The organism is Microbacterium rhizophilum (assembly GCF_039605615.1).
In the GTDB taxonomy this organism is placed as follows: Bacteria; Actinomycetota; Actinomycetes; order Actinomycetales; family Microbacteriaceae; genus Microbacterium; species Microbacterium rhizophilus.
In genome coordinates, this window is sequence record NZ_JBCNUN010000001.1 from 226290 (window position 1) to 248223 (window position 21934).

Consider the following 21934-nt stretch of genomic DNA (forward strand, 5'->3'; position numbering starts at 1 on the left):
CAGGAGGATCCACGTGACCACGGAGAACAAGGGCATCATCGACCCGCCCATCGACGAGCTGCTCGGCAAGGTCGATTCGAAGTACCAGCTCGTGATCTACGGCGCCAAGCGCGCCCGCCAGATCAACGACTACTACACGGATCTCCACGAGGGGAACCTGTTCGACAACGTCGGCCCGCTGGTCGACTCGTCGGTCGAGGACAAGCCGCTCACGATCGCGCTGCACGAGATCCACCAGGACAAGCTGCGCCTGCGTCACGCGGAGTGATCCGGTCCGCCTGAGACAGCCGATGTCGGTGGTCGCCCCCATCCTGGGTGGCGACCACCTTCTCGTCTGAGCCGTGCCGCGTCGTCCCGCCTCGCCTGAGCATCCCCTCGATAGGAGCAGCATGAGCCTTCGCCTTTTCACGTCGGAGTCGGTCACCGAGGGCCACCCCGACAAGATCTGCGACCAGATCTCCGACAGCATCCTCGACGGCCTGCTCGCGCAGGACACCGAGAGCCGCGTGGCGGTCGAGACGCTCGTCACGACCGGACTGGTGCACGTCGCGGGCGAGATCCGCACCGAGGCGTACGTCGAGATCCCCGCGATCGTGCGCCGCGTGATCAACGGCATCGGCTACACGTCCAGCGACATGGGCTTCGACGGCGACTCGTGCGGCGTCAGCGTGTCGGTGGGCGAGCAGTCCGGCGACATCGCGGCGGGCGTCGACCACGCGCTCGAGACGCGCGAGGGCTCGTCCGACGCGTACGACGAGCTGGGTGCGGGCGACCAGGGCATCATGTTCGGCTTCGCCGCGAACGAGACCCCGCAGCTCATGCCGATGGCCGCGTGGGCCTCGCACCGCCTCGCCGAGCGGCTCACCGAGGTGCGCCGCAACGGCGAGATGCCGTTCCTGCGCCCGGACGGCAAGACCCAGGTGACGCTCGGCTACGAGGGGTTCACGCCCAAGACGGTCGACGCGGTCGTCGTCTCCACGCAGCACCACCCGAAGCTCACCCAGGAGGAGATCCGCGCCGAGATCGAGGCGCGCGTGATCCGGCCCGTGCTCGAGCAGACCGGTCTCGACCACGAGGGCGTCAAGCTGTACATCAATCCGGCCGGTCCGTTCGTGACGGGCGGGCCCAAGGGCGACGCGGGCCTCACGGGCCGCAAGATCATCATCGACACGTACGGCGGCGCCGCGCGGCACGGCGGCGGGGCGTTCAGCGGCAAGGACCCGTCCAAGGTCGACCGCTCGGCCGCGTACGCCATGCGCTGGGTCGCCAAGAACGCCGTCGCGGCCGGCCTCGCCGAGCGCCTCGAGGTGCAGGTCGCGTACGCGATCGGCAAGGCGAACCCCGTCGGCCTGTACGTCGAGTCCTTCGGCACGGGCGCGGTCTCCGACGACGCGATCGTCGACGCGATCCGCTCGGTCTTCGACCTGCGTCCCGCCGCGATCATCGAGCAGCTCGACCTGAAGCGTCCGATCTACGCGCAGACGGCGGCGTACGGCCACTTCGGCCGCGAGCTGCCGGACTTCACGTGGGAGCAGATCACGCGCGTCGACGAGCTGCGCCGCGCCGCCGGCCTCTGACGCGCAGGGGCCTGGGATGTCGCGCCGCGTCGCGCGGGTGCTGATCGACTCGCCGCTGCCGCAGCTCGACCGGCTGTTCGACTACGCGATCCCGGCCGCGCTCGCGGACGAGGCCCGGCCGGGCGTCCGGATCAAGGCGCCGCTGCGCACCGCCGGGCGCGTGGTCGACGGCTACGTGGTCGAGCTGGCGGACGAGGCCGACGGCGACCGTCCGCTGTCGGAGATCGAGTCCGTCGTCTCCGCCGCCGAGGTGCTGCCGGAACGGCTGTACGCGCTCGCCCGCCGCGTCGCGGACCGCGCGGCGGGTTCGGCGGTCGACATCCTGCGCCTCGCGATCCCGAAGCGCCAGGTGCGCGTCGAGAAGCAGTGGCTCGCGGCGGAGCGGCCGACCGCCCCCGTGGTGGCGGAGGAGCACCTCGCCGCGGCGCGGGCGATCCTGGACGCCTATCCCGGGCTCGCCGACCGGATCGCGGGCGGCGGGCGCGTCGCGCTGGACGCGCCCGCGCGCCTCGAGGGGGCGCGGCCGGCGTGGGCGACCGTGCTCGCGGCCGCCGCGACCCTGGTGCTGGCGGCGGGACGCTCGGCCGTGCTCGCCGTGCCCGATCACCGCGATCTCGACGTCCTGCACGGCGCCGTGAACGAGGTGCTGCCGGCCGGGGCCATCGTGCGGCACGACGCGCGGCAGACGGGGCCCGAGCGGTACCGCGGGTTCCTGCGCACGCTTGAGGAGGCGCCCTGCGTCGTGATCGGCAACCGCTCGGCGGTGTACTCGCCCGTCTCGCGTCCGGGGCTGATCGCGCTCTGGGACGACGGCGATCCGCTGCTCGAGGAGCCGCTGTCGCCCTACGTGCACGCGCGGGACGCCGCGCTCGTCCGGCAGGAGCTCGCCGACGCGGCCACGGGCGACAGGCCGGCCCTGCTGCTCGCGGGGCACACGCGCACGTCCGATGTCGAGCGGCTGGTGGCGATGGGCTGGGTCCAGGAGATCGCGCCCGCCCGCCGCTACGCGCCGAGCGTGATCCTGAGCGCCGTGACCGAGAGCGAGCGGCCCGGCGCGCGGATCCCGTCCGCGGCCTTCCGCGCGGCGCGCGAGGGGCTCGAGCAGGGCCCGGTGCTCGTGCAGGTGGCGCGCCCGGGCTACGCGCCGACGCTCGTGTGCGCGGACTGCCGCGCTCCCGCCCGCTGCCGGCACTGCGGCGGGCCGCTGCACGCGCCCGGCCGCGGCGCGACCCCGGTGTGCGGCTGGTGCGGGCGCTCCGCGACCGCATGGACGTGCGTGCAGTGCTCCTCGCCTCGCGTGCGCCTGGCGTCTTCGGGCAGCGAGCGCACGGCGGACGAGCTCGGGCGCGCGTTCCCGGGCGCCCGTGTGATCGTCGCCGACGGCGCGCACCCTGTCCGCGAGGTGGATGCGCGTCCCGCGCTGGTCGTCGCGACCCGCGGTGCCGAGCCGCTCGCCGAGGGCGGCTACCGCGCCGTGCTGCTGCTGGACGGCGACCGGATGCTGCAGGCGCCCGAGCTGCGGATCGGCGAGGCGTGCCTGCGCTGGTGGTCGAACGCCGCGGCCCTCGCGGCGCCCGGCGCGCCCGTGCACCTCGTGGGCGTCACCGGGGCGGTCGCCCGCGCGCTGGCGAGCTGGACCCAGGCGGCGTACGCGCGTGCCGAGCTGCGCGACCGGTCGCCCCTGCGCATGCCGCCGACTGCTCGCGTCGCGCGGCTCGAGGGCGACGTCCCGGCGGTCGACCGGGCGCTCGACACGCTCCGCGCCGACGTGCCGGATCTGCCCGCCGACGCCGTGCTGGGCCCCGTGCCGCTGGACCGGCAGGGCTGGCCGGGCGCGCGGGCGCTCATCCGGTTCGACTACGCACGGGGCGCGGCGGTCGCGGCGAGCCTGCGCGCATCCGTGGTGTCCGAGGCCGTGAACGCGCGCTCCTCCCGCCGCGGCTCGGCGAAGTCCCGAGCGCCCCGGAATATACTCACGGCAAGGCTCGACATCGTCGAGCCGGAGTTGTGAAAGGCGCCGGATCCGTCCGCATGCGCCGCGAGAGGGTGGATCTGTGACCGCTGGACGTCTGAGGCTCGTGTTCGCGGGGACGCCCTCGGTGGCCGTGCCGTCGCTGCGCGCGCTGCACGCCGCGGGACACGACATCGCCGCGGTGGTCACCCGCCCCGACGCCGCGCTCGGACGCAAGCGCGTGCTCACCCCGTCACCCGTGGCCGCCGCGGCCGAGGAGCTCGGCCTGGCCGTGATCAGGGCCGCCCGGCTCGACGCGGAGGCGACCGAGCGGATCGCCGCGCTCTCGCCCGACCTCGCCGTCGTGGTCGCGTACGGCGGGCTCGTGCGCGAGCCCCTGCTCTCGCTGCCGCCGCACGGCTGGATCAACCTGCACTTCTCGCTGCTGCCGCGCTGGCGCGGGGCGGCTCCGGTGCAGCGCGCGCTGATGGCCGGCGACCGCGTGACGGGCGCCGCCGTGTTCCAGCTCGTGCCCGAGCTCGACGCCGGCGACGTGTTCGGCGAGATCCGCTACGAGGTTCCGGCCGACGCGACGGCGGGGGACGTGCTGGAGGCGCTCGCGGACAGCGGCGCGGGACTGCTCGTCGACGTCGTCGCGGGGATCGCGGACGGGACGGCGACCGCGGTGGCGCAGGAGGGTGAGCCGACACATGCGGCCAAGCTCGCGATCGACGACGGCGCGCTGTCCTGGGACGAGCCCGTCGAGCGCGTGCTCGACCGGTTCCGCGGCGTCACGCCCGAACCCGGCGCCCACACCGTGCTGGACGGCGCGCGCGTGAAGATCCTCGCCGCCCGGCGCGCGGACGACCGGACCCCGCTCGCTCCGGGAGAGCTCTCCCCGGTGAAGCGAGGCGTCCTCGTCGGCACGGGCACGGATCCGATCCTCGTCGAGCGCGTCCAGCCCGCGGGCAAGCCGGCGATGGCGGCGGGCGACTGGGCTCGAGGCCTCCGCGGCCGGCCGGTCTTCGGCGACGGCGATTCCGGGGGAGAGGCGTGATGGTCGAGCACCGCGAGGGCGGCGGCCGTCGCAGCGGCGCGCGCCAGAACCCCGCCCCCGTGCGGCACCGGCAGCCGCAGCGCACCAGCGACAAGCCCTGGACGCAGGTGCAGCCCGCGCGCCGCGTCGCGTACGGCGTGCTGCGCGCCGTGCAGGACTCCGACGCCTACGCGAACCTCCTGCTGCCCCGCGAACTCGAGCGCGCCGGCATCTCGGGCGGCGACGCGGCCCTCGCCACCGAGCTCACGTACGGCACGCTCCGGCGCCTGGGCACCTACGACGCCGTCATCGCCCTCGCGTCCGACCGCGATCCGACCACGATCGACGCGGCGGTGCTCGACGCGCTGCGGCTCGGCGTCCACCAGCTGATGTCGACGCGCGTCGCGTCGCACGCCGCGGTGAACGAGTCCGTGGCTCTCGCGCGGGAGGCATCCGGGGCGGGGGCCGCGGGCTTCGCGAACGCGGTGCTGCGCCGCATCGCCCGCGACAACCCCGGCGACTGGCTCACCCGGGTCGCCGACACGGCGCGATCGGACGACGAGCGGATCGGCCTCGAGTCGTCGCATCCGGTGTGGATCGTGCGCGCGTTCCGCCGCGCGCTGGCCGCCGAGGGGCGCGCGGACGAGCTCGACGACCTGCTCGACGCCGACAACGTCTCCCCGCGCGTCACGATGGCGGCGCTGCCCCGGCTGGCCGAGCCGGACGGGACGCGCACGTCGTACTCGCCGGTCGGGTTCCGCCTGCGCGGCGGCGACCCCGAGCCCGTGGTGCGCGCGTCCGGCGGCGCCGTGCGCGTGCAGGACGAGGGATCCCAGCTGGTCGCGCTGGCGCTGACGCGCCTCGCGCCGATCGCGGAGGGCGAGCGCTGGCTCGACCTCTGCGCGGGCCCCGGCGGCAAGACCGCGCTCCTCGCCGCCGAGGCGCTCGCCCACGGCGCCGTGCTCGACGCGAACGAGCTCATCCCGGCGCGCGCGGGTCTGGTGCGCAAGGCGATCGCGGCCGTGCCGCTCGAGGTGACCGTGTCCGAGCGCGACGGCCGCGACCTCGGGGCCGAGCGGCCGGACACCTACGACCGCATCCTCGTCGACGCCCCCTGCACGGGCCTCGGCGCCCTGCGTCGCCGTCCGGAGGCGCGCTGGCGCAAGCGGCCCGCCGACGTCGCGGAGCTCGCCCAGGTGCAGGCCGGGCTCCTGCGCGCGGCCTTCGACGCGCTGAAGCCGGGCGGCACCGTCGCCTATGTGACCTGCTCGCCGCACCTGGCCGAGACCGCCGCGATCGTGGCCCAGGTGCGCGACGAACTCGGCGATCGCGCCGAGGAGCTCGACGCCCGGGCCGTGCTCCGTCGCGTCTCGCGCGGCGCGATCGACCTCCCCGCCCCCGCGTCGGGCGCCGGACACGCCCAGCTCTGGCCCCACCGCCACGGCACGGACGGCATGTTCCTCGCGCTGCTGCGCAAGACCCGCTGACGGGCCTGCGGCTCAGGACGACTCGGCCGCCCGGAGGAGCGCGTCCAGATCGGCGGCGGCCGCCTCGGCATCGAGCCGGAGCCGCGCCGTCTCAGCGCGACGGGCCGTGAGATCCGTGGCGCGGGCGTCGAGCTCGGCGCGGCGGGCGTCCAGCTCCCCGCGGCGCGTGATCAGGGACTGCTCCCACGGCATCTGCTCGACGCGACCGTCGGCGTAGGTCCGCGTCGCCGTGTAGAGGGCCCGCTCCGCCGGAGGCATGGCGTCGAACCGCTGCCGATCGGGTGCATAGTCCGCCCATGCCTGCGCGTAGGCGCCCTCCTCCGCGGCGAGCTGTGCGTCCTCGCCGGCCTCCGCCTGCTCGCGTCCGGTGACCTCCGCCCAGCGCTGCTGCACCGCCGCGGTCGCATCCGGCACGACCGCCTGGGCGCGATCGTGGACGTCCACGACGGCGCCGCGGTCGGCGATCCAGCGCGCGTACACGTTCTCGAGCGCGGGATCCCAATCCGGGACGTGGCGCAGCTGACTGCCGAGATAGGCGAACCGCTCCGTGGCGAGGGACCGCGGGTCGTCGCCGACCGAGGCGGCGATGGACGCGTGCACGGGTGCGTCGGCGGGCAGACTCGCGGCGGCGGCCTCCAGCATCCGGCCGACGTCCGCCTGCTCCACGGCGTCGAGGGAGGCGTATGCGGCGTGCAGGAGCTCGTGCACCGCTGTCGTGACGGCGCGCTCGGCGAGCCTCGGATCCGCCGGCCGGAGGATCGCGATGCGCCCCTGTCCGAAGTAGCAGCCCGCCACGTGCCACCCGGCATCCGGCGTGTCGCCGGCATTCTCGCACAGCCGCCGCACGCCTCCGACGTCGACCAGCTCCGGCCGCGTGGAGAGGAACAGCGCCCGCCCCGCGTCCGTCAGCGACATCTGGGGGAGCAGGGCGGCGACGTCGGGCGTCGGCTCCCAAGCCGGCAGCACGGGCGCGATGTCGCCGGGGAGGTCGGGATCGCCGGTGACGGCGAACGGCGGGGTGGGGACATCCTGATCCGTCCACGGCAGCAGGGAGCCGAGCGGCCCGGTCGCCCCGGCGGCGACCCCGCCCGCGACGACGGCCGTGAGCAGCCAGGCGGCGCCGCTGGAGCGCCGTCGCGGGCGCTCGGGTGGCGTCTCGAAGAAGGTCATCAGCGCCATTCTGGCGGCGCCGCGCCGATATCCCGGCTGGAGCTTCGCCCGCTGACAGGCCGACGGTCCCCGGCGCAGGCTCACGCGTCACGCGCGTCCGAACCCGTCACTTCCCGCCTGTGAGCGGGCGGGTGCGAGGACACCCGGGATAATCGAGCCATGGCACTCCCCGACGCGCCCCGGATCAACCCGAGCATCCTCGCCGCCGACTTCGTCAACATGCAGGCCGACCTCGCTCGGATCGCGTCGGCCGACTTCGTGCACGTCGACGTGATGGACAACCACTTCGTGCCGAACCTCACGTTCGGCCCGCAGATGGTCGAGCGGATCCAGGCGACGAGCCCCGTGCCGCTGGACGTGCACCTGATGATCGACGACCCGGATCGCTGGGCTCCCGGATACGCGGAGCTGGGCGCCGCCTCCGTGACGTTCCATCTCGAGGCGGCCGCCGATCCGGCCGCGCTCGCGCGTCGGCTGCGGGAGATCGGATCGCGCGCGGGCGTGGCCGTCAAGCCGGGCACGGACGTCGACGGCCTGTTCGAGCATCTGCACGAGTTCGACCAGATCCTGGTGATGACCGTCGAGCCCGGATTCGGCGGCCAGGGCTTCATGCCCGAGACCATGCCGAAGCTGCGGCGCCTGGCCGAGGAGACGCGGCGTCGCGGTGCGGACGTCTGGCTGCAGGTCGACGGCGGGATCTCCGCCGGCACGATCGCGCAGGCGGCCGAGGCGGGCGCCGACACGTTCGTCGCCGGATCCGCCGTCTTCGGTGCCGACGACATCGACCAGGCCATCGCCGACCTGAGGAAGACGGCGGAAGCCGCAAGGCACAAGCACTGACTCCCCATGTGCGAGCGAAGCGAGCGTGCCCCGGATGGGGCCCGCAGCGCGGAGCGCGTGCGACGGACGAGCGCAGCGAGCCCATAAACTAGAACGGTGAAGACTTTCGACGACTTGTTCGCCGAGCTGGCCGAGAAGGCTCAGACGCGCCCGGAGGGATCCGGCACCGTCGCGCAGCTGGACGCGGGCGTGCACGCCATCGGCAAGAAGATCGTCGAGGAGGCGGCCGAGGTCTGGATGGCCGCGGAGTACCAGTCGGACGAGGAGGCTGCGGAGGAGATCTCGCAGCTGCTGTACCACCTGCAGGTGATGATGATCGCGAAGGGCCTGACGCCGGCGGACGTCTACCGACATCTGTGAGCCCGTCTCCGGCCCCGTCGACCCCACATCCGAAAGCCACCATGCTCCGCATCGCCGTCCCGAATAAGGGATCCCTGTCCGAGACCGCCGCTGAGATGCTCGCAGAGGCCGGGTACGCCGGTCGCCGCGACAGCAAGCAGCTGCACCTCATCGACTCCGCGAACGACGTCGAGTTCTTCTTCCTGCGCCCGCGCGACATCGCCACCTACGTCGCGCTCGGCGCGCTCGACGTCGGGATCACCGGCCGCGACCTGCTCCTGGACGTCCGGATGCCCGCGCGCGAGATCGAGCAGCTCGGCTTCGCCGACTCGACGTTCCGCTTCGCCGGCCGTCCCGGCCGGTTCCAGGCGCTCGAGGACCTCGAAGGCCTCCGCGTCGCGACCGCCTACCCCGGCCTCGTCGACGCGTTCCTCGACGAGCGCGGCATCGCGGTCGACATCGTGCCGCTGGACGGCGCCGTGGAGTCGGCCGTGCAGCTCGGCGTCGCCGACGCGGTCGCGGACGTCGTCTCGACCGGCACCACCCTGCGCCAGGCGGGCCTGGAGATCTTCGGCCCCGTGCTGCTCGAGTCCGAGGCCGTCCTGATCGCCGGCCCGAAGGACGCCGACGGCACCGACACCCTGCTGCGGCGCCTGCGCGGCGTGATGGTCGCGCGCCGCTACGTCATGGTCGACTACGACCTGCCTGTGCACCTGGTCGACCGCGCGGTCGAGATCGCCTCGGGCATCGAGTCGCCCACGGTCTCGCCGCTGCGCGATCCCGAGTGGGTGGCCGTGCGCGTCATGGTGCCGCGCAAGGGCGTCAACCGCGTCATGGACGAGCTGTACGAGCTCGGCGCCCGCGCGATCCTGGTCACGGCGATCGACAACGCGAGGCTCTGAGCCGTGAGCGTCGCGACGCGCGTGATCCCGTGCCTCGACGTGGCCGCCGGCCGCGTCGTCAAGGGCGTGAACTTCGAGAACCTGCGCGAGATGGGCGATCCGGTCGAGCTCGCGCGCGAATACTTCTCGCAGGGAGCCGACGAGCTCACGTTCCTGGATGTGACCGCGACGGTCGACGAGCGCGCCACGATGTACGACGTCGTGCGCCGCACCGCCGAGGAGGTGTTCATCCCGCTGACGGTGGGCGGCGGCGTCCGCACCGCCGACGACGTCGCGCGGCTGCAGGGCGTCGGCGCCGATAAGGTCGGCGTGAACTCCGCGGCGATCGCGCGTCCCGGGCTGCTGAGCGAGATCGCCGACCGGTTCGGGGCGCAGGCGCTCGTGCTGTCGCTGGACGTGAAGCGCTCACCCCGGACGCCCTCCGGCTTCGTCGTCACGACGCACGGCGGTCGCACCGAGACCGACCTCGACGCGCTCGCCTGGGCCCGGGAGGCGATCGACCGCGGGGCGGGGGAGCTCCTCGTGAACTCCATCGACGCGGACGGCACGAAGCAGGGCTTCGATCTCGAGCTGATCCGCCTGATGCGGGAGCTCTCGACCGTGCCCGTGATCGCCTCGGGCGGCGCGGGCGCACCCGAGCACTTCCCGCCGGCCGTCGCGGCCGGCGCCGACGCGGTGCTCGCGGCGAGCGTGTTCCACTCGGGGCAGCTCACGATCGACGACGTCAAGCGCGCGCTGCGCGCCGAGGGGGCGGTGACCCGATGAGCGATCAGGATCTCGACGAGCGGATCGCCCGCGTCGCGTTCGACGCGGACGGACTCGTCCCCGCGATCGTGCAGCAGTGGGACAGCGGTGAGGTGCTGATGCTCGCCTGGCTCGATGCCGAGGCGCTGCGCCGCACGCTCACGACCGGTCGCGTCACGTACTGGTCGCGATCGCGGCAGGAGTACTGGCGGAAGGGCGACACCTCGGGCCACATCCAGCGCATCGTCGAGGCGCGCCTGGACTGCGACGGCGACGCCGTGCTCCTGAAGGTCGAGCAGACCGGACCTGCGTGCCACACGGGCACGCGCACCTGCTTCGACGCGGATGACCTGCACGCCGTGCCCGCGGATCTCGGCGACGACGGGACCGCCACGGCATGACGTTGCGTTCACGCGCCCGCTCGCTCACCGTCGTCGCGATCCTCCTCGCCGGCGCCGTCGGGCTCATCGGCTCCACCCAGACATGGGCGGTGGCCACGCTCGCGGACGGCGACCTGCCGGTCTCCGGCGGCATCGCGGTCCCTGTGCTGCAGCCGCTGATGCTGACGGCCCTCGCGCTGGGCCTCGTGCTCACGCTCGTCGGGCGCCTGCTGCGCTACATCCTCGGCGCCCTCGCGATCCTGGTCGGGGGAGCCGTCGCCGTCCTCTCCGCGCCGCTGATCGCAACCCCGCCGCTGTCGGCGGTCGCGCCCGCCGTGACCGAGCGGACGGGCCTGGCCGGTGCCGAGGCGATCGCGGACGCGGTGCAGGATGTGGCATCCACGCCGTGGCCGGTCGTCACGCTGGTCGCCGCGGTGCTCATCGCCCTCGCGGGCGCGGCCGTGCTGGCGACCGCGCACCTCTGGGTGCGCGGCGGACGCCGGTACACGACGGCAGCGGCGGCGCCCCGCGACGAGCGCGCGTCGCTGGACGCGGTCGACTCGTGGGACGACCTGTCCCGCGGCGACGACCCGACCCGCTGACGCGCGGTCGGGCCGCACGGGCTTTGCCAGACTGGTCGTATGCGTGACCTGCTCCGACATGCGTCGAGCGTCGGCGGCGCGGGGCGCGTCCTCTCCTCGGCGCTCGCGACGATCGTGCTCGTCGCCTCCCTCCTGCCGCTCGGCATCGCACCCGATTCGCCCACGCCCGGCGGCGACCCGACGCCGCCCGCGGCCCTCCTCGAACGCGACGACCTCTCCCATGTCGCCGCGACCACGCCGCTGAGCGAGGCGGATGCCGCCGGCGACGTCACGACGGACGAGGCGGATCCGGACGGGCCGTCGTTCTCCGAGGCCCACGGCGACGCCGCGGGCTCGGCGCGCATGCCGGCCCGCGAGTCCCGCGCGGCGGCGGCCGGAGTCGTCGGCTTCACGCCCGGGGACATCATCAGCGACGCGGTCTTCGCGAACCGCTCCGCGATGACGCTGACGCAGGTGTCGGACTTCATCGAGAGCAAGGTCGGCGCGTGCCAGACGGGCTACACCTGCCTCGAGGACTACAGCGAGACCACGACCACGCGTGCGGCGGACGGGTACTGCTCGCAGTACACCGGCGCTTCGAGGGAGAGCGCCGCGCGGATCATCTACAACGTGTCCCAGGCCTGCGGCATCAACCCGCAGGTCCTCCTCGTGATGCTGCAGAAGGAGCAGGGTCTCGTCACGCACGACTGGCCGAGCGAGTTCCGCTTCACGAAGGCGATGGGCATGGGCTGTCCCGACAACGCGGAGTGCGACAAGAAGCTGCAGGGCTTCTTCAACCAGGTGTACGGCGCCGCGCGCCAGATGCGGGTCTATGCGAAGGACACCGCGTACTTCTCCTGGTACGCGCCGGGCGCGACACACGACATCCTGTACAACCCCGACGAGGCGTGCGGCACGGCGCCCGTGCTCATCAAGAACCAGGCGACCGCGAACCTCTACTACTACACGCCGTACCAGCCGAACGCGGCCGCCCTCGCGGCCGGGGCGGGCGAGGGCGACTCATGCTCGTCCTACGGCAATCGCAACTTCTACACGGTGTTCCGCGCCTGGTTCGAGACGACCGGCGGCGGCACCGCGGCCCCGACGTTCACCGCCGGAACGCCGACGGTGATCGGCACGGCGGCGGTCGGCCGGACGCTGACGGCCTTCCCCGGCGACTGGACCTGGCGCACGGCGTTCACGTACCAGTGGCTGCGCGACGGTGCGGCGATCAGCGGGGCGACCGCATCGACCTACACGCCGAAGGCCGCGGATCTGGCGCGCGGCATCTCGGTCCGGATCAGCGGCACGCGCTCGGGATACGCCGCCGTGACGAAGCCGTCGACCGCGAAGACCGTCGCGACCGGGACGGTGACCACGGCGACGCCCACGATCTCCGGGACCGTGGCCGTCGACAAGACGATCACCGCCGTCCCGGGCGCGTGGACGTCGGGCACCGCCTTCTCGTATCAGTGGCTGCGCGACGGGAAGGCGATCGCCGGCGCCACCGCACGCACGTTCGCGCTGAAGCCCGCCGACCACGGCAGGAAGTTCTCCGTGAAGGTCACGGGCAGGCAGACGGGCTACGCAAGCGCCGCGAAGACGTCCGCGTCCAAGACAGTGACGCTCGGAACGCTGGCCGCCAAGACCCCGGTGATCGCGGGAACCGCGAAGACGGGTCAGCTGCTGACCGCGAAGACCGGGACCTGGACCACGGGCACGAAGTTCTCCTACCAGTGGCTGCGCGACGGGCGGGCGATCAGCGGGGCATCCGGCTCCACGTACCGGCTCACCGCGTCCGATGTCGGCCGGAAGCTCTCGGTGAAGGTCACGGGGAAGCTGACGGGCTACGCGAACGCCGCGAAGACCTCCTCGACGGTCACCGGCGCCGCCGGAACGCTCGTCACCGCGACGCCGACGATCGCCGGCACCGCAAAGGTCGGCCAGAAGCTCACGGCGAAGCCGGGCGCGTGGACATCGGGGACCACGCTGTTCTACCAGTGGCTGCGCGACGGGAAGGCGATCGCCGGCGCCTCGGGCACGACCTACGCGCTGAAGTCCGCGGACGGCGGCCGCAAGATCGCCGTCAAGGTGACGGGGAAGAAGCCCGGCTACACGACCGCGGCGAAGACGTCCGCGAGCAGGACCATCGCGAAGTAGTCGCACGCCCGGCGCGCCGTCAGCCTGCCGAGGACGACGGATCCGGGCGCGCCCGCCCGATAGACTTGCCCACGTCCCACGCATCGAAGGAGCACTGACGCGATGAGCAACCACACCGACGACCCCGGTCACGGACACTCGCCCGCCGCCTGGACGGCCGTGATCATCATGCTGATCGCCGTCGCACTCGGCACCGTGGCGCTGTTCATCGACGTGTGGGTGCTGTTCTGGGTGGCCGTCGGGCTCCTCGTGGTCGGCGCGCTCGCGGGCTGGATCCTGGGCAAGGCCGGCTACGGAGCCAACGGACCGAAGTACCAGACGAAGGCCCACTGATGCTGCTGGCCGACCTCACGGCCGGCGCGGTGGAGGACGCGGAGAACCGCAGACTGACCCGCTCCCTGGCGGAGGTCGAGGCCGCGGCGCTCGCGCAGCCGGCCGCGCGCGACGCCCTCGCCGTTCTGGCGCCCGCGGATCGCGTGCGCATCATCGCCGAGGTGAAGCGCGCGAGCCCGTCCCGCGGCGACCTCGCGGCGATCCCGGATCCCGCGCATCAGGCGGCGCTCTACGAGCAGGGCGGCGCTTCGGCGATCAGCGTGCTGACCGAGCAGCGGCGGTTCAAGGGCAGCCTCGCCGACCTGACCGCCGTGCGGCAGTCGGTCTCGCTGCCGGTGCTGCGCAAGGACTTCATCGCCACGCCGTACCAGGTGCTCGAGGCGCGCGCCGCCGGGGCCGACCTCGTGCTGCTCATCGTGGCGGCGCTCGAGCAGCCGCTGCTCGGCGAGCTGTACGCGCTGGTCCGCGAGCTCGGCATGACGCCGCTCGTCGAGGCCCATTCGGCCGATGAGGTCGCGCGCGCCGCCGACCTCGGCGCCGACCTGATCGGCGTGAACGCCCGCGACCTGTCGACGTTCGAGCTCGACCGCGACCTGTTCGGCCGCCTCGCCGAGGCGATCCCGGCCGGGGTGATCAAGGTCGCCGAGTCCGCCGTGCTGCAGCCCGCCGATGTGGCGCACTACCGCGCCGCGGGCGCGGATGTCGTCCTGATCGGCGAGGCGCTCGTGACGGGCGATCCCGTCGCCACCCTCAACGCATTCCTGGAGGCCGGATCTTGACCGACACGACAAGCCTGCGCGACCAGCACGGTCCGTTCTTCGGCGATTTCGGCGGCCGCTTCATGCCCGAGTCGCTCGTGGCGGCGATCGACGAACTCGCCCGCGCGCACGCCGACGCGATGGCCGATTCGGCGTTCCGCGCCGAGCTCGCCGGGCTGCTCGCCGACTATGCGGGACGTCCGTCTGCGCTCACCGAGGTGGCGCGGTTCGCGGAGCACGCCGGCGGCGCGCGCGTGTTCCTCAAGCGCGAGGACCTCAACCACACCGGATCCCACAAGATCAACAACGTGCTCGGCCAGGCGCTGCTGACCAAGCGCCTCGGCAAGACGCGCGTGATCGCGGAGACCGGCGCGGGACAGCACGGCGTCGCCACCGCGACCGCCGCGGCGCTGTTCGGCATGGAGTGCACGATCTACATGGGCGAGGTCGACACCGAGCGCCAGGCGCTCAACGTCGCCCGCATGCGCCTGCTGGGCGCCGAGGTGATCCCCGTGACGACCGGATCGCGCACGCTCAAGGACGCGATCAACGAGGCGTACCGCGACTGGGTCGCGAGCGTCGAGACCACCAACTACATCTTCGGCACGGCGGCGGGCCCGCACCCGTTCCCGGCCATGGTGCGCGACTTCCAGAAGATCATCGGCGAGGAGGCGCGCGCCCAGCTGATCGAACGCGCCGGCCGGCTGCCCGACGCGGTCTTCGCCTGCGTGGGAGGCGGGTCCAACGCCATCGGCATGTTCGACGCGTTCCTCGACGACGAGGGCGTGAAGCTGTACGGCGTCGAGGCGGCGGGCGACGGCGTCGACACGCCCAAGCACGCCGCGTCGATCGAGCGCGGCCGCCCCGGCGTGCTGCACGGCTCGCGCACGTACGTGCTGCAGGATGAGGACGGCCAGACGGTCGAATCGCACTCGATCTCCGCGGGCCTCGACTACCCGGGCGTCGGCCCCGAGCACGCGTGGCTGTCCGACATCGGGCGCGCGGAGTACATCCCCGCGACCGACGACGAGGCCATGCAGGCGCTGCGCCTGCTGAGCCGCACCGAGGGCATCATCCCGGCGATCGAGTCCGCGCACGCCCTGGCGGGTGCGCTGCGCGTCGGACGCGAGCTCGGCCCGGACGCCGTCATCGCGATCTGCCTGTCCGGGCGCGGCGACAAGGACATGGACACCGCCGCGCGGTACTTCGAGCTGTACGACGACGCGCAGACCGCCGCCGAGCACGGAACGCAGGGAGCACAGGCATGAGCGCCGTCGAGGACGCCATCGCGAAGGCCCACGCCGAGGGGCGCGGCGCCTTCGTCGGCTACCTGCCCGTCGGCTACCCCGACCTGCAGACGAGCATCGACGCCGCGGTCGCCCTCGCCGAGAACGGCGTGGACGTCATCGAGCTCGGCCCGCCCTACAGCGACCCGGTGATGGACGGCCCGCTGATCCAGGAGGCGACGCAGGCCGCGCTGGCCGCCGGCTTCCGCACGCGCGATCTGTTCACGGCCCTGCGCGAGATCACCGCGCGCACGGACGTGCCGGTCCTCGTGATGACGTACTGGAACCCGGTCGTGCAGTACGGCGTCGATCGCTACGCCGACGATCTCGTCGCGGCCGGGGGAGCGGGGCTCATCACCCCCGACATCACGCCGGAAGCCGCGCCCGAGTGGATCGCGGCGAGCGAGCGCACGGGGCTGGATCGCGTCTTCCTCGCGGCTCCCACCTCGAGCGACGAGCGCCTCGACCTCGTGATCCGCAATACGACGGGCTTCGTGTACACGGTCTCGACCATGGGCATCACAGGCGAGCGCGCGCAGCTGGATGCGGCTGCCCGCACGCTGGTCGAGCGCCTGCGCGAGCACGGCGCCGCCCGTTCGTGCGTCGGCATCGGCATCTCGACGGCGCAGCAGATCTCGGACGTGCTGCAGTACGCCGACGGCGCGATCGTCGGCACCGCCCTCGTGCGCGCCCTGCGTGACGGCGGCGTCGAAGGCCTTGCCTCCGTCACGCGCGACCTCGCCGCAGGCACGACGCTCTCTCGCTGATCGACCGCATCTGACCGCTCGTTCGGTCCGCCGCCTGCGAGCTCCGCGATACCGCCTTGGTCCGTACCCTACGCCACCGCGGCGTCGAGGGACTCGCCTCGGTCAGGCGCGAGCTCGCCGCCAGGAGGACGCAAGCGCGCTGTCTCCGGTCCGCCCGTAGCGGTGCCCGCGGCTATGCGGCGCGTGGTGGTGGGTCCCACAGCCACCGCAGCGGCGACTTCGATCGCAGCGGGATCGGTGGTCCCTCGGGCGGGTGCAGCATCAGCGGCTCCTGCCCTTCTCTGCGGATGCGATGGCCGTGGTGGTGGAGGTTCATGTGGTGGTAGCGGCACAGCAGCACGCCGCGGTCGATGTCGGTGCGTCCGTCGTGGGCGTGCCATTCGTCGATGTGGTGGGCTTCGCAGTAGGAGGCGGGGAGGGTGCAGTTCGGCCAGACGCATCCGCCGTCTCGGACGGCGAGGGCGATGCGCTGTTTCGGGGTGAACAGTCGCTGCTCCCGCCCGACGTCGAGGGGGTTCCCGGCCGGGTCGACGGTGACCGGCACGGTCCCGGTGGTGCAGATCTGCTGCTCCACGGCGGGTGCGGGGATCGGGTCCCCGCCGTCTTCGTAGTGCCCGACCGGGTCGTCCTTGGCCACGACGACGCGCACGCCGGCTTGTCGGGTGCCGAACACGGCCTCCGCGTCCGCGGTCACCCCGGCCCGCAGCACATCCATGATCAGGTCGTAGGTGAGCTGCTCGTTCGTGCGCGGATCCTCCACGAGCTGCTGCGCCTTCTGCTGCTCGGCCGGGTCGACGAACCGGGGCCCGCCGCGGCGGGGGCGGAGGGCGGTGTCGAGGATGGTGCGCACCCAGGCGTGGCCGTGGTCGTCGAACCGGATCCTCCCGTGATGGACACCGGTGGCGTCGGTCCACATCGTGAAGGACCGGGCCTCATGACGGGCCAGGTACCGGGCCTCTGCGCCGGCGGGGTCGAGGCGGTCGCGGACCTGCCGCGCCGCCGCGGCGAGGTCCTCCACGGTCAGCGACCCGACCTCCCCCAGCAGCTGCTCCGCGGCCGCCCGCCATGCCTCCACGGTATCCACGGCAGCGGTCTCACCGCCGGGCGCGACCGGCGGTTCGGCCAGGCCGCGGAGGATCGCGTCCGCCTGGGCGGTGGAGATCTGCCCTTCCAGCAGCGCGGCATCGATCGGCGCATGCCACGGCAAGATCGGCGCCGGCTCCACGTCGACGGTGGGGTCCGCGGTGGCCACCGGCGCTACTCCTTCCATCAGTGCTTCCCCGAGCCGGACGTGCTTCACGGCCTCCGCCCGGGTGGATCCTGACAGCTCCTGCACGAGGGTGACGGCGTTGCGGTGCCCCCGCGACTGCGCCAGCCCGCCATGCCCCGCCTCCCGCGCCGAGCGGGCGGCAGCCACGCCCGCGCCGAGGGTCTGCATCCGCTGCCCCGCCCTCGCGAGGGCCGCCCCCAGAGTCATGAACCGCACCACGTCCTCGTCCGTGAACGCGGACACCGAGGTGACATCGACGGCGGTGAACGCGTCGATCGTGTCCACGCGCTGTGCGAGGTCGGTGAGGAAGTCCATGCCCGAAGTCTCCTCCGGGCCACCGACATTCCAACCGGTAATCCCCAGTTCAACCCACATATCCACGAAACGGTGGAAAACTCGACCCGGTGCCCGCCTGTGGACGACAGAGGCGCCCATCGCCGTGGGAACGGTGCGGGGGCTCGATTCGGCTGCGACCCGCTCAACCACCGAAAGGGCGCGAACACTCAGCGGAGGCGGAGGGGTGTCGGCCCCCAGTAGGGGGTGAGCGCGAAGCGCGAACCGGGCCCCCGCTGGGGGACGACACCCCGCAGCCGCAGCGGACACACCGGCGCGGAGAGGTGCCTCGCTCAACCAGCGAACGACGATGCCCGGCGGCCGCAGCGAGGACCTGCACAGCACCCGATCCTCCGAGACGGTCGCGGTTCGCGGGACACTGTGCGGTATGGCACCCCATCGCGTCCTCGGCGGCGTGGCCGCCGTCGTCCTCATGGCGACGCTCGCGGCGTGCGGGGGAGCTCCGGCCGACGAGGGGCTCGTCCGCGCCGAAGGCGTGCAGCCGCGCGCCGTGGCGGTCGTCGAGGCGACCGATCTAGATGCCGTCACGGCCGCTGCGCGGGCCTTCGGCATCTCGGCCCTCGCGGTCGCGGACCGCGAGGGGAACGTCGTCCTGTCGCCCGGGAGCCTGGCCACCGCGTTCGCGATGCTCGCCGAGGGCGCGCGCGGCGAGAGCCTCGCCGGGCTCGAGGCGCTCCTCGGCGCCTCGGGCGATGGCCGCGTCGAAGCCTTCGCGGCGCTGCGCGGTGCGCTGGCGCCGCTCGACGGCGACCCGGCAGCCGCGACCGCCGACGATCTGCCCGAGCGGCCCATCCTGCACGTGGCGGATCAGATCGTGCTCGACGACGAGTTCGAGGCGCGCCCCGAATACCTCGAGTCGCTCGCGGGCGCGTTCGACGCGGGCATGCAGCGCGCCGACCTCGGATCCGAGGCCGGGATGGGCGTGCTCAGCGCCTGGATCCGCCACCACACCGGGGGGCTGATCGAGAAGACGGCGATCGAGCCGGATGACCTGCTCCGTCTCGTGCTGCAGGACTCTGTGCTGCTCGCCGCGCGCTGGCGGTCGCCCTTCCCGGCGTCCGGGACGCACCAGGACGCGTTCGCGCTCTCCGACGGCTCGCCCGTCGAGGTCGAGACCATGGCGACCGTCGGCTCCTTCGCGTCCGCCGGGGTCGACGGCTGGATCGCCGTGCGCCTGCCGTACACGGAGGCGCTGCACGCGGACATCCTGCTGCCTCCCGAGGACGCCGACCCCGCGGATGTCACCGACGAGATCCTCGGGAGGATCCGCGCCCGCCTGGACGAGGCCGAGCCGGTGTCGATCGCCGTCGCGCTGCCGACGATCGACACCGGCACCACGAAGACGGATCTGCTTCCGCTGCTGCCGGATCTCGGGCTCGATGCGCTCACCTGCCGCGCGACGGGCGTCGATCTGTCGGGCATCGCGGGTGCGCCGGGGGATCTGTGCGTCGCGCAGGCCGCGCACCAGGCGGTGCTCGAGGTGGACGAGGAGGGCACGGTCGCGGCCGCCGTGACGGAGATCGGCGTCGGCGAGGCGTCCGCGCCGCAGCCTCCGGACGATGAGATCCGGTTCGATCGGCCGTTCCTGTTCACGGTGTCGCACGACGAGACGGGCTGGCCCCTGTTCCTCGCCGCGATCCGGGATCCGCGGCACTGACGCGAGAGTGAGACGACCATGCCGATCGCGACACTCAGGGGTATGACACTTCACCGTGTGATCGGCGGATGCGCCGCGCTCGCTCTCATCATCTCGATCGCGTCGTGCGCGTCGCCCGGACCCGTGGTCCTGCGCGCCGAGGGCGTCACCGCGCAGACGGTCGGCCTCGCGGATGCGCCGGCGCTCGACGACGTGGTCGACGCCGCCCGAACCCTCGGCGTCGCGACGCTCGGCCTCTCGGACGAGGACGAGAACGTGGTGCTCTCGCCCGGAAGCCTGGCGACCGCCCTTGCCATGCTCGCGGAGGGCGCGCGCGGGGAGAGCCTCGCCGAGCTCGAGGCGGTGCTGGGCGCCGCAGGACCGGAGCGCGCAGAGGCGTTCGCCGCGCTCCGGGGCGCGCTGGCCCTGCTCGACGGGGACCCCGCGGCTGCGACCGCCGACGAGCTGCCGGAGAGGCCGATCCTGCACGTCGCGGATCAGGTCGTGATCGACGACGGGGTCGGGGTGCGCGACGAGTTCCTCGAGAGCCTCACCGGCACGTTCGACGCCGGCGTGCAGCACACCGACCTCAGCACAGAGCAGGGGCTGGCGCCGTTGCACGAGTGGGTGCGCGAGCACACCGGCGGACTGATCGAGAAGTCCGCGATCGAGCCCGACCCGCTGCTGAAGGCGGTGCTGCAGGATGCCGTGCTGCTGGCCGCGCGGTGGAAGACGCCGTTCGGCCCTGCGAGCGATGAGTCCTTCACCCTGGCCGACGGCACCGTCGTGCGGACCGCGACCATGGGCGCTCTGGAGAAGGAGTTCGCGCACGCGGAGGTCGACGGCTGGGCCGCGGTGCGGCTGCCATACACCGAGGCTCTGCACGCGGACGTCCTGCTGCCGCCCGAGGGGCAGGATCCGGCGGCGGCGACCGCGGACGTGCTCGCAGACCTGGATTCGGCCCTCGACGCCGCGGTGCCCGGCCCGATCCATCTGACGCTTCCGACGCTCGACATCGAGTCCGAGACCGATCTGCTGTCGATGCTGCCGGGACTCGGGCTCGCGACGCTGCCGGAGTGCTCCGGCGCGGCCGACCTGTCGGGCATCGCCGGCGATCCCGGGGACCTGTGCGTCGGACAGGCGAAGCAGCAGGCGGTGCTGCAGGTGGACGAGGCGGGCACGGTCGCCGCCGCCGTCACGGAACTCGGCGTCGTGCAGCTGTCCATGCCGCACGTCGAGGCCGAGTTCCTGTTCGACCGCCCGTTCCTCTTCACCGTCTCGCACGACCAGACGGACTGGCCGCTGTTCCTCGCGGCGATCCGCGATCCGCGGCACTGAACGAGTCGGGGACGGCCCGCACGTCGAACTAGACTCGGCTTCATGCTGTCTTCCGCGCTCGCGTCCGTCGTGACGAGCATCCCCAGCCCGCCGGTCAGCTACGTCGACCTCGGCCCGCTGCGCATCCACTTCTACGCGCTGTGCATCATCGCCGGCATCGTGGTCGCCACGCTGATGACGAATCGTCGCCTGACCAAGCGCGGTGCGGAGGCGTGGGTCGTGATCGACATCGCGCTGCTCGCGGTGCCGCTCGCGATCATCGGCGCACGCATCTTCCACGTGCTGACCCACCCGGGCTTCTACTTCGGCGAGGGCACCGACATCTGGGCGATCTTCCGCATCTGGGAGGGCGGCATCGCGATCTTCGGCGCGCTGATCGGCGGCGCCGTCGGCGCGTGGCTCGGTTGCCGCTGGACCGGCATCCGGTTCTGGACCTTCGCCGACGCGCTCGCCCCGGGCCTGCTGCTCGCGCAGGCGATCGGCCGCTTCGGCAACTGGTTCAACCAGGAGCTGTTCGGCTGGCCGACCGACCTGCCGTGGGGGCTCGAGATCGACGCCGACAACGTCGCCCGCCCGCTCGGCCTGCCCGAGGGCACGCTGTTCCACCCCACGTTCCTGTACGAGGTGGTCTGGAACACGCTGGGCGTCATCTTCCTGTTCTGGATCGGCAAGCGCCTGCGCCTGCAGTGGGGTCGCCTGTTCGCGCTCTACCTGATCTGGTACAGCGCCGGCCGCGTCGTGTGGGAGTCGATCCGCATCGACCCGAGCGAGATCTACCTGGGCCTGCGCACCAACGTCTGGGCCGCGATCCTCGGCATCCTGGTCGGCATCGTGATCCTGGTCGTGCAGCGCCGGCACCTCGGCGACGAGCCGTCGCCGTACGTTCCCGGACGCAAGCGCGGCGATGGCGACGCGCTACACTCGGAGGACCCCACCGACTTCGTCGACGTCAGCGAACCGCCTGCGTCGGAGGTCGACCACCACCAGGCCGCTGCCACAAGCACCGCAGCCGCGAAGTAGACACG

21 protein-coding genes are annotated in these 21934 nt (G+C 73.1%); 19 read left to right on the forward strand and 2 right to left on the reverse strand.

The genetic code is table 11. From position 1 onward, the window contains the following. The first annotated feature begins 13 nt into the window (after positions 1 to 13). The 5 genes from rpoZ to AAD528_RS01240 all read left to right on the forward strand — a co-directional run bounded on the left by rpoZ (position 14) and on the right by AAD528_RS01240 (position 6051). Positions 14 to 268, forward strand: coding sequence for a DNA-directed RNA polymerase subunit omega (gene rpoZ / locus AAD528_RS01220; RefSeq protein ID WP_345750221.1), 255 nt, complete (start codon positions 14 to 16; stop codon positions 266 to 268). A 121-nt stretch (positions 269 to 389) separates the two neighbouring features. Continuing rightward, positions 390 to 1577: a methionine adenosyltransferase gene (metK, locus tag AAD528_RS01225; protein WP_345750222.1), complete on the forward strand. Its 1188-nt coding sequence runs from the start codon at positions 390 to 392 to the stop codon at positions 1575 to 1577. A gap of 16 nt (positions 1578 to 1593) precedes the next feature. Continuing rightward, complete coding sequence (locus AAD528_RS01230) at positions 1594 to 3588, forward strand: primosomal protein N' family DNA-binding protein (RefSeq protein ID WP_345750223.1); 1995 nt, start codon at positions 1594 to 1596, stop codon at positions 3586 to 3588. 58 nt (positions 3589 to 3646) lie between these two features. Next, positions 3647 to 4585 (forward strand): methionyl-tRNA formyltransferase, encoded by a 939-nt coding sequence (gene fmt / locus AAD528_RS01235; RefSeq protein WP_345750729.1) that lies wholly within the window; start codon positions 3647 to 3649, stop codon positions 4583 to 4585. Further along, a complete protein-coding gene (locus AAD528_RS01240) occupies positions 4585 to 6051 on the forward strand; it encodes an RsmB/NOP family class I SAM-dependent RNA methyltransferase (RefSeq protein WP_345750224.1) in 1467 nt (488 codons plus the stop codon). Before fmt ends, AAD528_RS01240 begins: the two co-directional genes overlap by 1 nt. Positions 6052 to 6063: 12 nt before the next feature. Here the strand turns inward: AAD528_RS01240 and AAD528_RS01245 are convergent, their stop codons facing one another. After that, complete coding sequence (locus AAD528_RS01245; RefSeq protein WP_345750225.1) at positions 6064 to 7221, reverse strand: hypothetical protein; 1158 nt, start codon at positions 7219 to 7221, stop codon at positions 6064 to 6066. A gap of 159 nt (positions 7222 to 7380) precedes the next feature. Here AAD528_RS01245 and rpe point away from each other — a divergent pair, with 159 nt between their 5' ends. The 11 genes from rpe (at position 7381) to trpA (ending at position 16311) form a co-directional block, all read left to right on the forward strand. After that, positions 7381 to 8061: a ribulose-phosphate 3-epimerase gene (gene rpe, locus AAD528_RS01250; RefSeq protein ID WP_345750226.1), complete on the forward strand. Its 681-nt coding sequence runs from the start codon at positions 7381 to 7383 to the stop codon at positions 8059 to 8061. 96 nt (positions 8062 to 8157) lie between these two features. After that, positions 8158 to 8421, forward strand: coding sequence for a phosphoribosyl-ATP diphosphatase (locus AAD528_RS01255; RefSeq protein ID WP_345750227.1), 264 nt, complete (start codon positions 8158 to 8160; stop codon positions 8419 to 8421). 41 nt (positions 8422 to 8462) lie between these two features. Beyond that, entirely contained in the window at positions 8463 to 9302 is an 840-nt protein-coding gene (gene hisG / locus AAD528_RS01260; protein ID WP_345750228.1) for an ATP phosphoribosyltransferase, read from the forward strand. A 3-nt stretch (positions 9303 to 9305) separates the two neighbouring features. Further along, complete coding sequence (hisF, locus tag AAD528_RS01265) at positions 9306 to 10067, forward strand: imidazole glycerol phosphate synthase subunit HisF (protein ID WP_345750229.1); 762 nt, start codon at positions 9306 to 9308, stop codon at positions 10065 to 10067. Next, positions 10064 to 10447 carry a phosphoribosyl-AMP cyclohydrolase gene (hisI, locus tag AAD528_RS01270; protein ID WP_345750230.1) on the forward strand — a complete coding sequence of 128 codons (384 nt, stop codon included), beginning with the start codon at positions 10064 to 10066 and terminating at the stop codon, positions 10445 to 10447. The genes hisF and hisI overlap by 4 nt, the downstream gene beginning before the upstream one ends. Then, positions 10444 to 11028: a Trp biosynthesis-associated membrane protein gene (locus AAD528_RS01275; RefSeq protein ID WP_345750231.1), complete on the forward strand. Its 585-nt coding sequence runs from the start codon at positions 10444 to 10446 to the stop codon at positions 11026 to 11028. Before hisI ends, AAD528_RS01275 begins: the two co-directional genes overlap by 4 nt. Positions 11029 to 11067: 39 nt before the next feature. After that, positions 11068 to 13167 (forward strand): LasA N-terminal domain-containing protein, encoded by a 2100-nt coding sequence (locus AAD528_RS01280; RefSeq protein ID WP_345750232.1) that lies wholly within the window; start codon positions 11068 to 11070, stop codon positions 13165 to 13167. Between the two features lie 102 nt (positions 13168 to 13269). Further along, positions 13270 to 13500, forward strand: a complete 231-nt coding sequence (locus AAD528_RS01285; RefSeq protein ID WP_345750233.1) for an HGxxPAAW family protein — start codon at positions 13270 to 13272, stop codon at positions 13498 to 13500. A 2-nt stretch (positions 13501 to 13502) separates the two neighbouring features. Beyond that, positions 13503 to 14279, forward strand: coding sequence for an indole-3-glycerol phosphate synthase TrpC (trpC, locus tag AAD528_RS01290; protein WP_345750730.1), 777 nt, complete (start codon positions 13503 to 13505; stop codon positions 14277 to 14279). 62 nt (positions 14280 to 14341) lie between these two features. Then, the gene (trpB, locus tag AAD528_RS01295; RefSeq protein ID WP_345750731.1) at positions 14342 to 15526 is read left to right on the forward strand and encodes a tryptophan synthase subunit beta; all 1185 of its coding nucleotides are present in this window, start codon (positions 14342 to 14344) and stop codon (positions 15524 to 15526) included. Continuing rightward, positions 15523 to 16311, forward strand: a complete 789-nt coding sequence (trpA, locus tag AAD528_RS01300) for a tryptophan synthase subunit alpha (protein ID WP_345750234.1) — start codon at positions 15523 to 15525, stop codon at positions 16309 to 16311. Before trpB ends, trpA begins: the two co-directional genes overlap by 4 nt. A 172-nt stretch (positions 16312 to 16483) precedes the next feature. Here trpA and AAD528_RS01305 read toward each other — a convergent pair whose 3' ends face one another. Beyond that, entirely contained in the window at positions 16484 to 17896 is a 1413-nt protein-coding gene (locus AAD528_RS01305) for an HNH endonuclease signature motif containing protein (protein ID WP_345750235.1), read from the reverse strand. Positions 17897 to 18302: 406 nt separating this feature from the next. On the opposite strand from AAD528_RS01305, the gene AAD528_RS01310 reads away from it, so the two are divergent. The 3 genes from AAD528_RS01310 to lgt are packed head-to-tail and all read left to right on the forward strand — an operon-like array spanning position 18303 to position 21929. Beyond that, positions 18303 to 19592, forward strand: a complete 1290-nt coding sequence (locus AAD528_RS01310; RefSeq protein WP_345750236.1) for a serpin family protein — start codon at positions 18303 to 18305, stop codon at positions 19590 to 19592. A gap of 42 nt (positions 19593 to 19634) precedes the next feature. Further along, positions 19635 to 20909, forward strand: a complete 1275-nt coding sequence (locus tag AAD528_RS01315) for a serpin family protein (protein ID WP_345750237.1) — start codon at positions 19635 to 19637, stop codon at positions 20907 to 20909. Between the two features lie 42 nt (positions 20910 to 20951). Next, entirely contained in the window at positions 20952 to 21929 is a 978-nt protein-coding gene (gene lgt, locus AAD528_RS01320; protein ID WP_345750238.1) for a prolipoprotein diacylglyceryl transferase, read from the forward strand. The last annotated feature ends 5 nt before the right edge of the window (positions 21930 to 21934 follow it).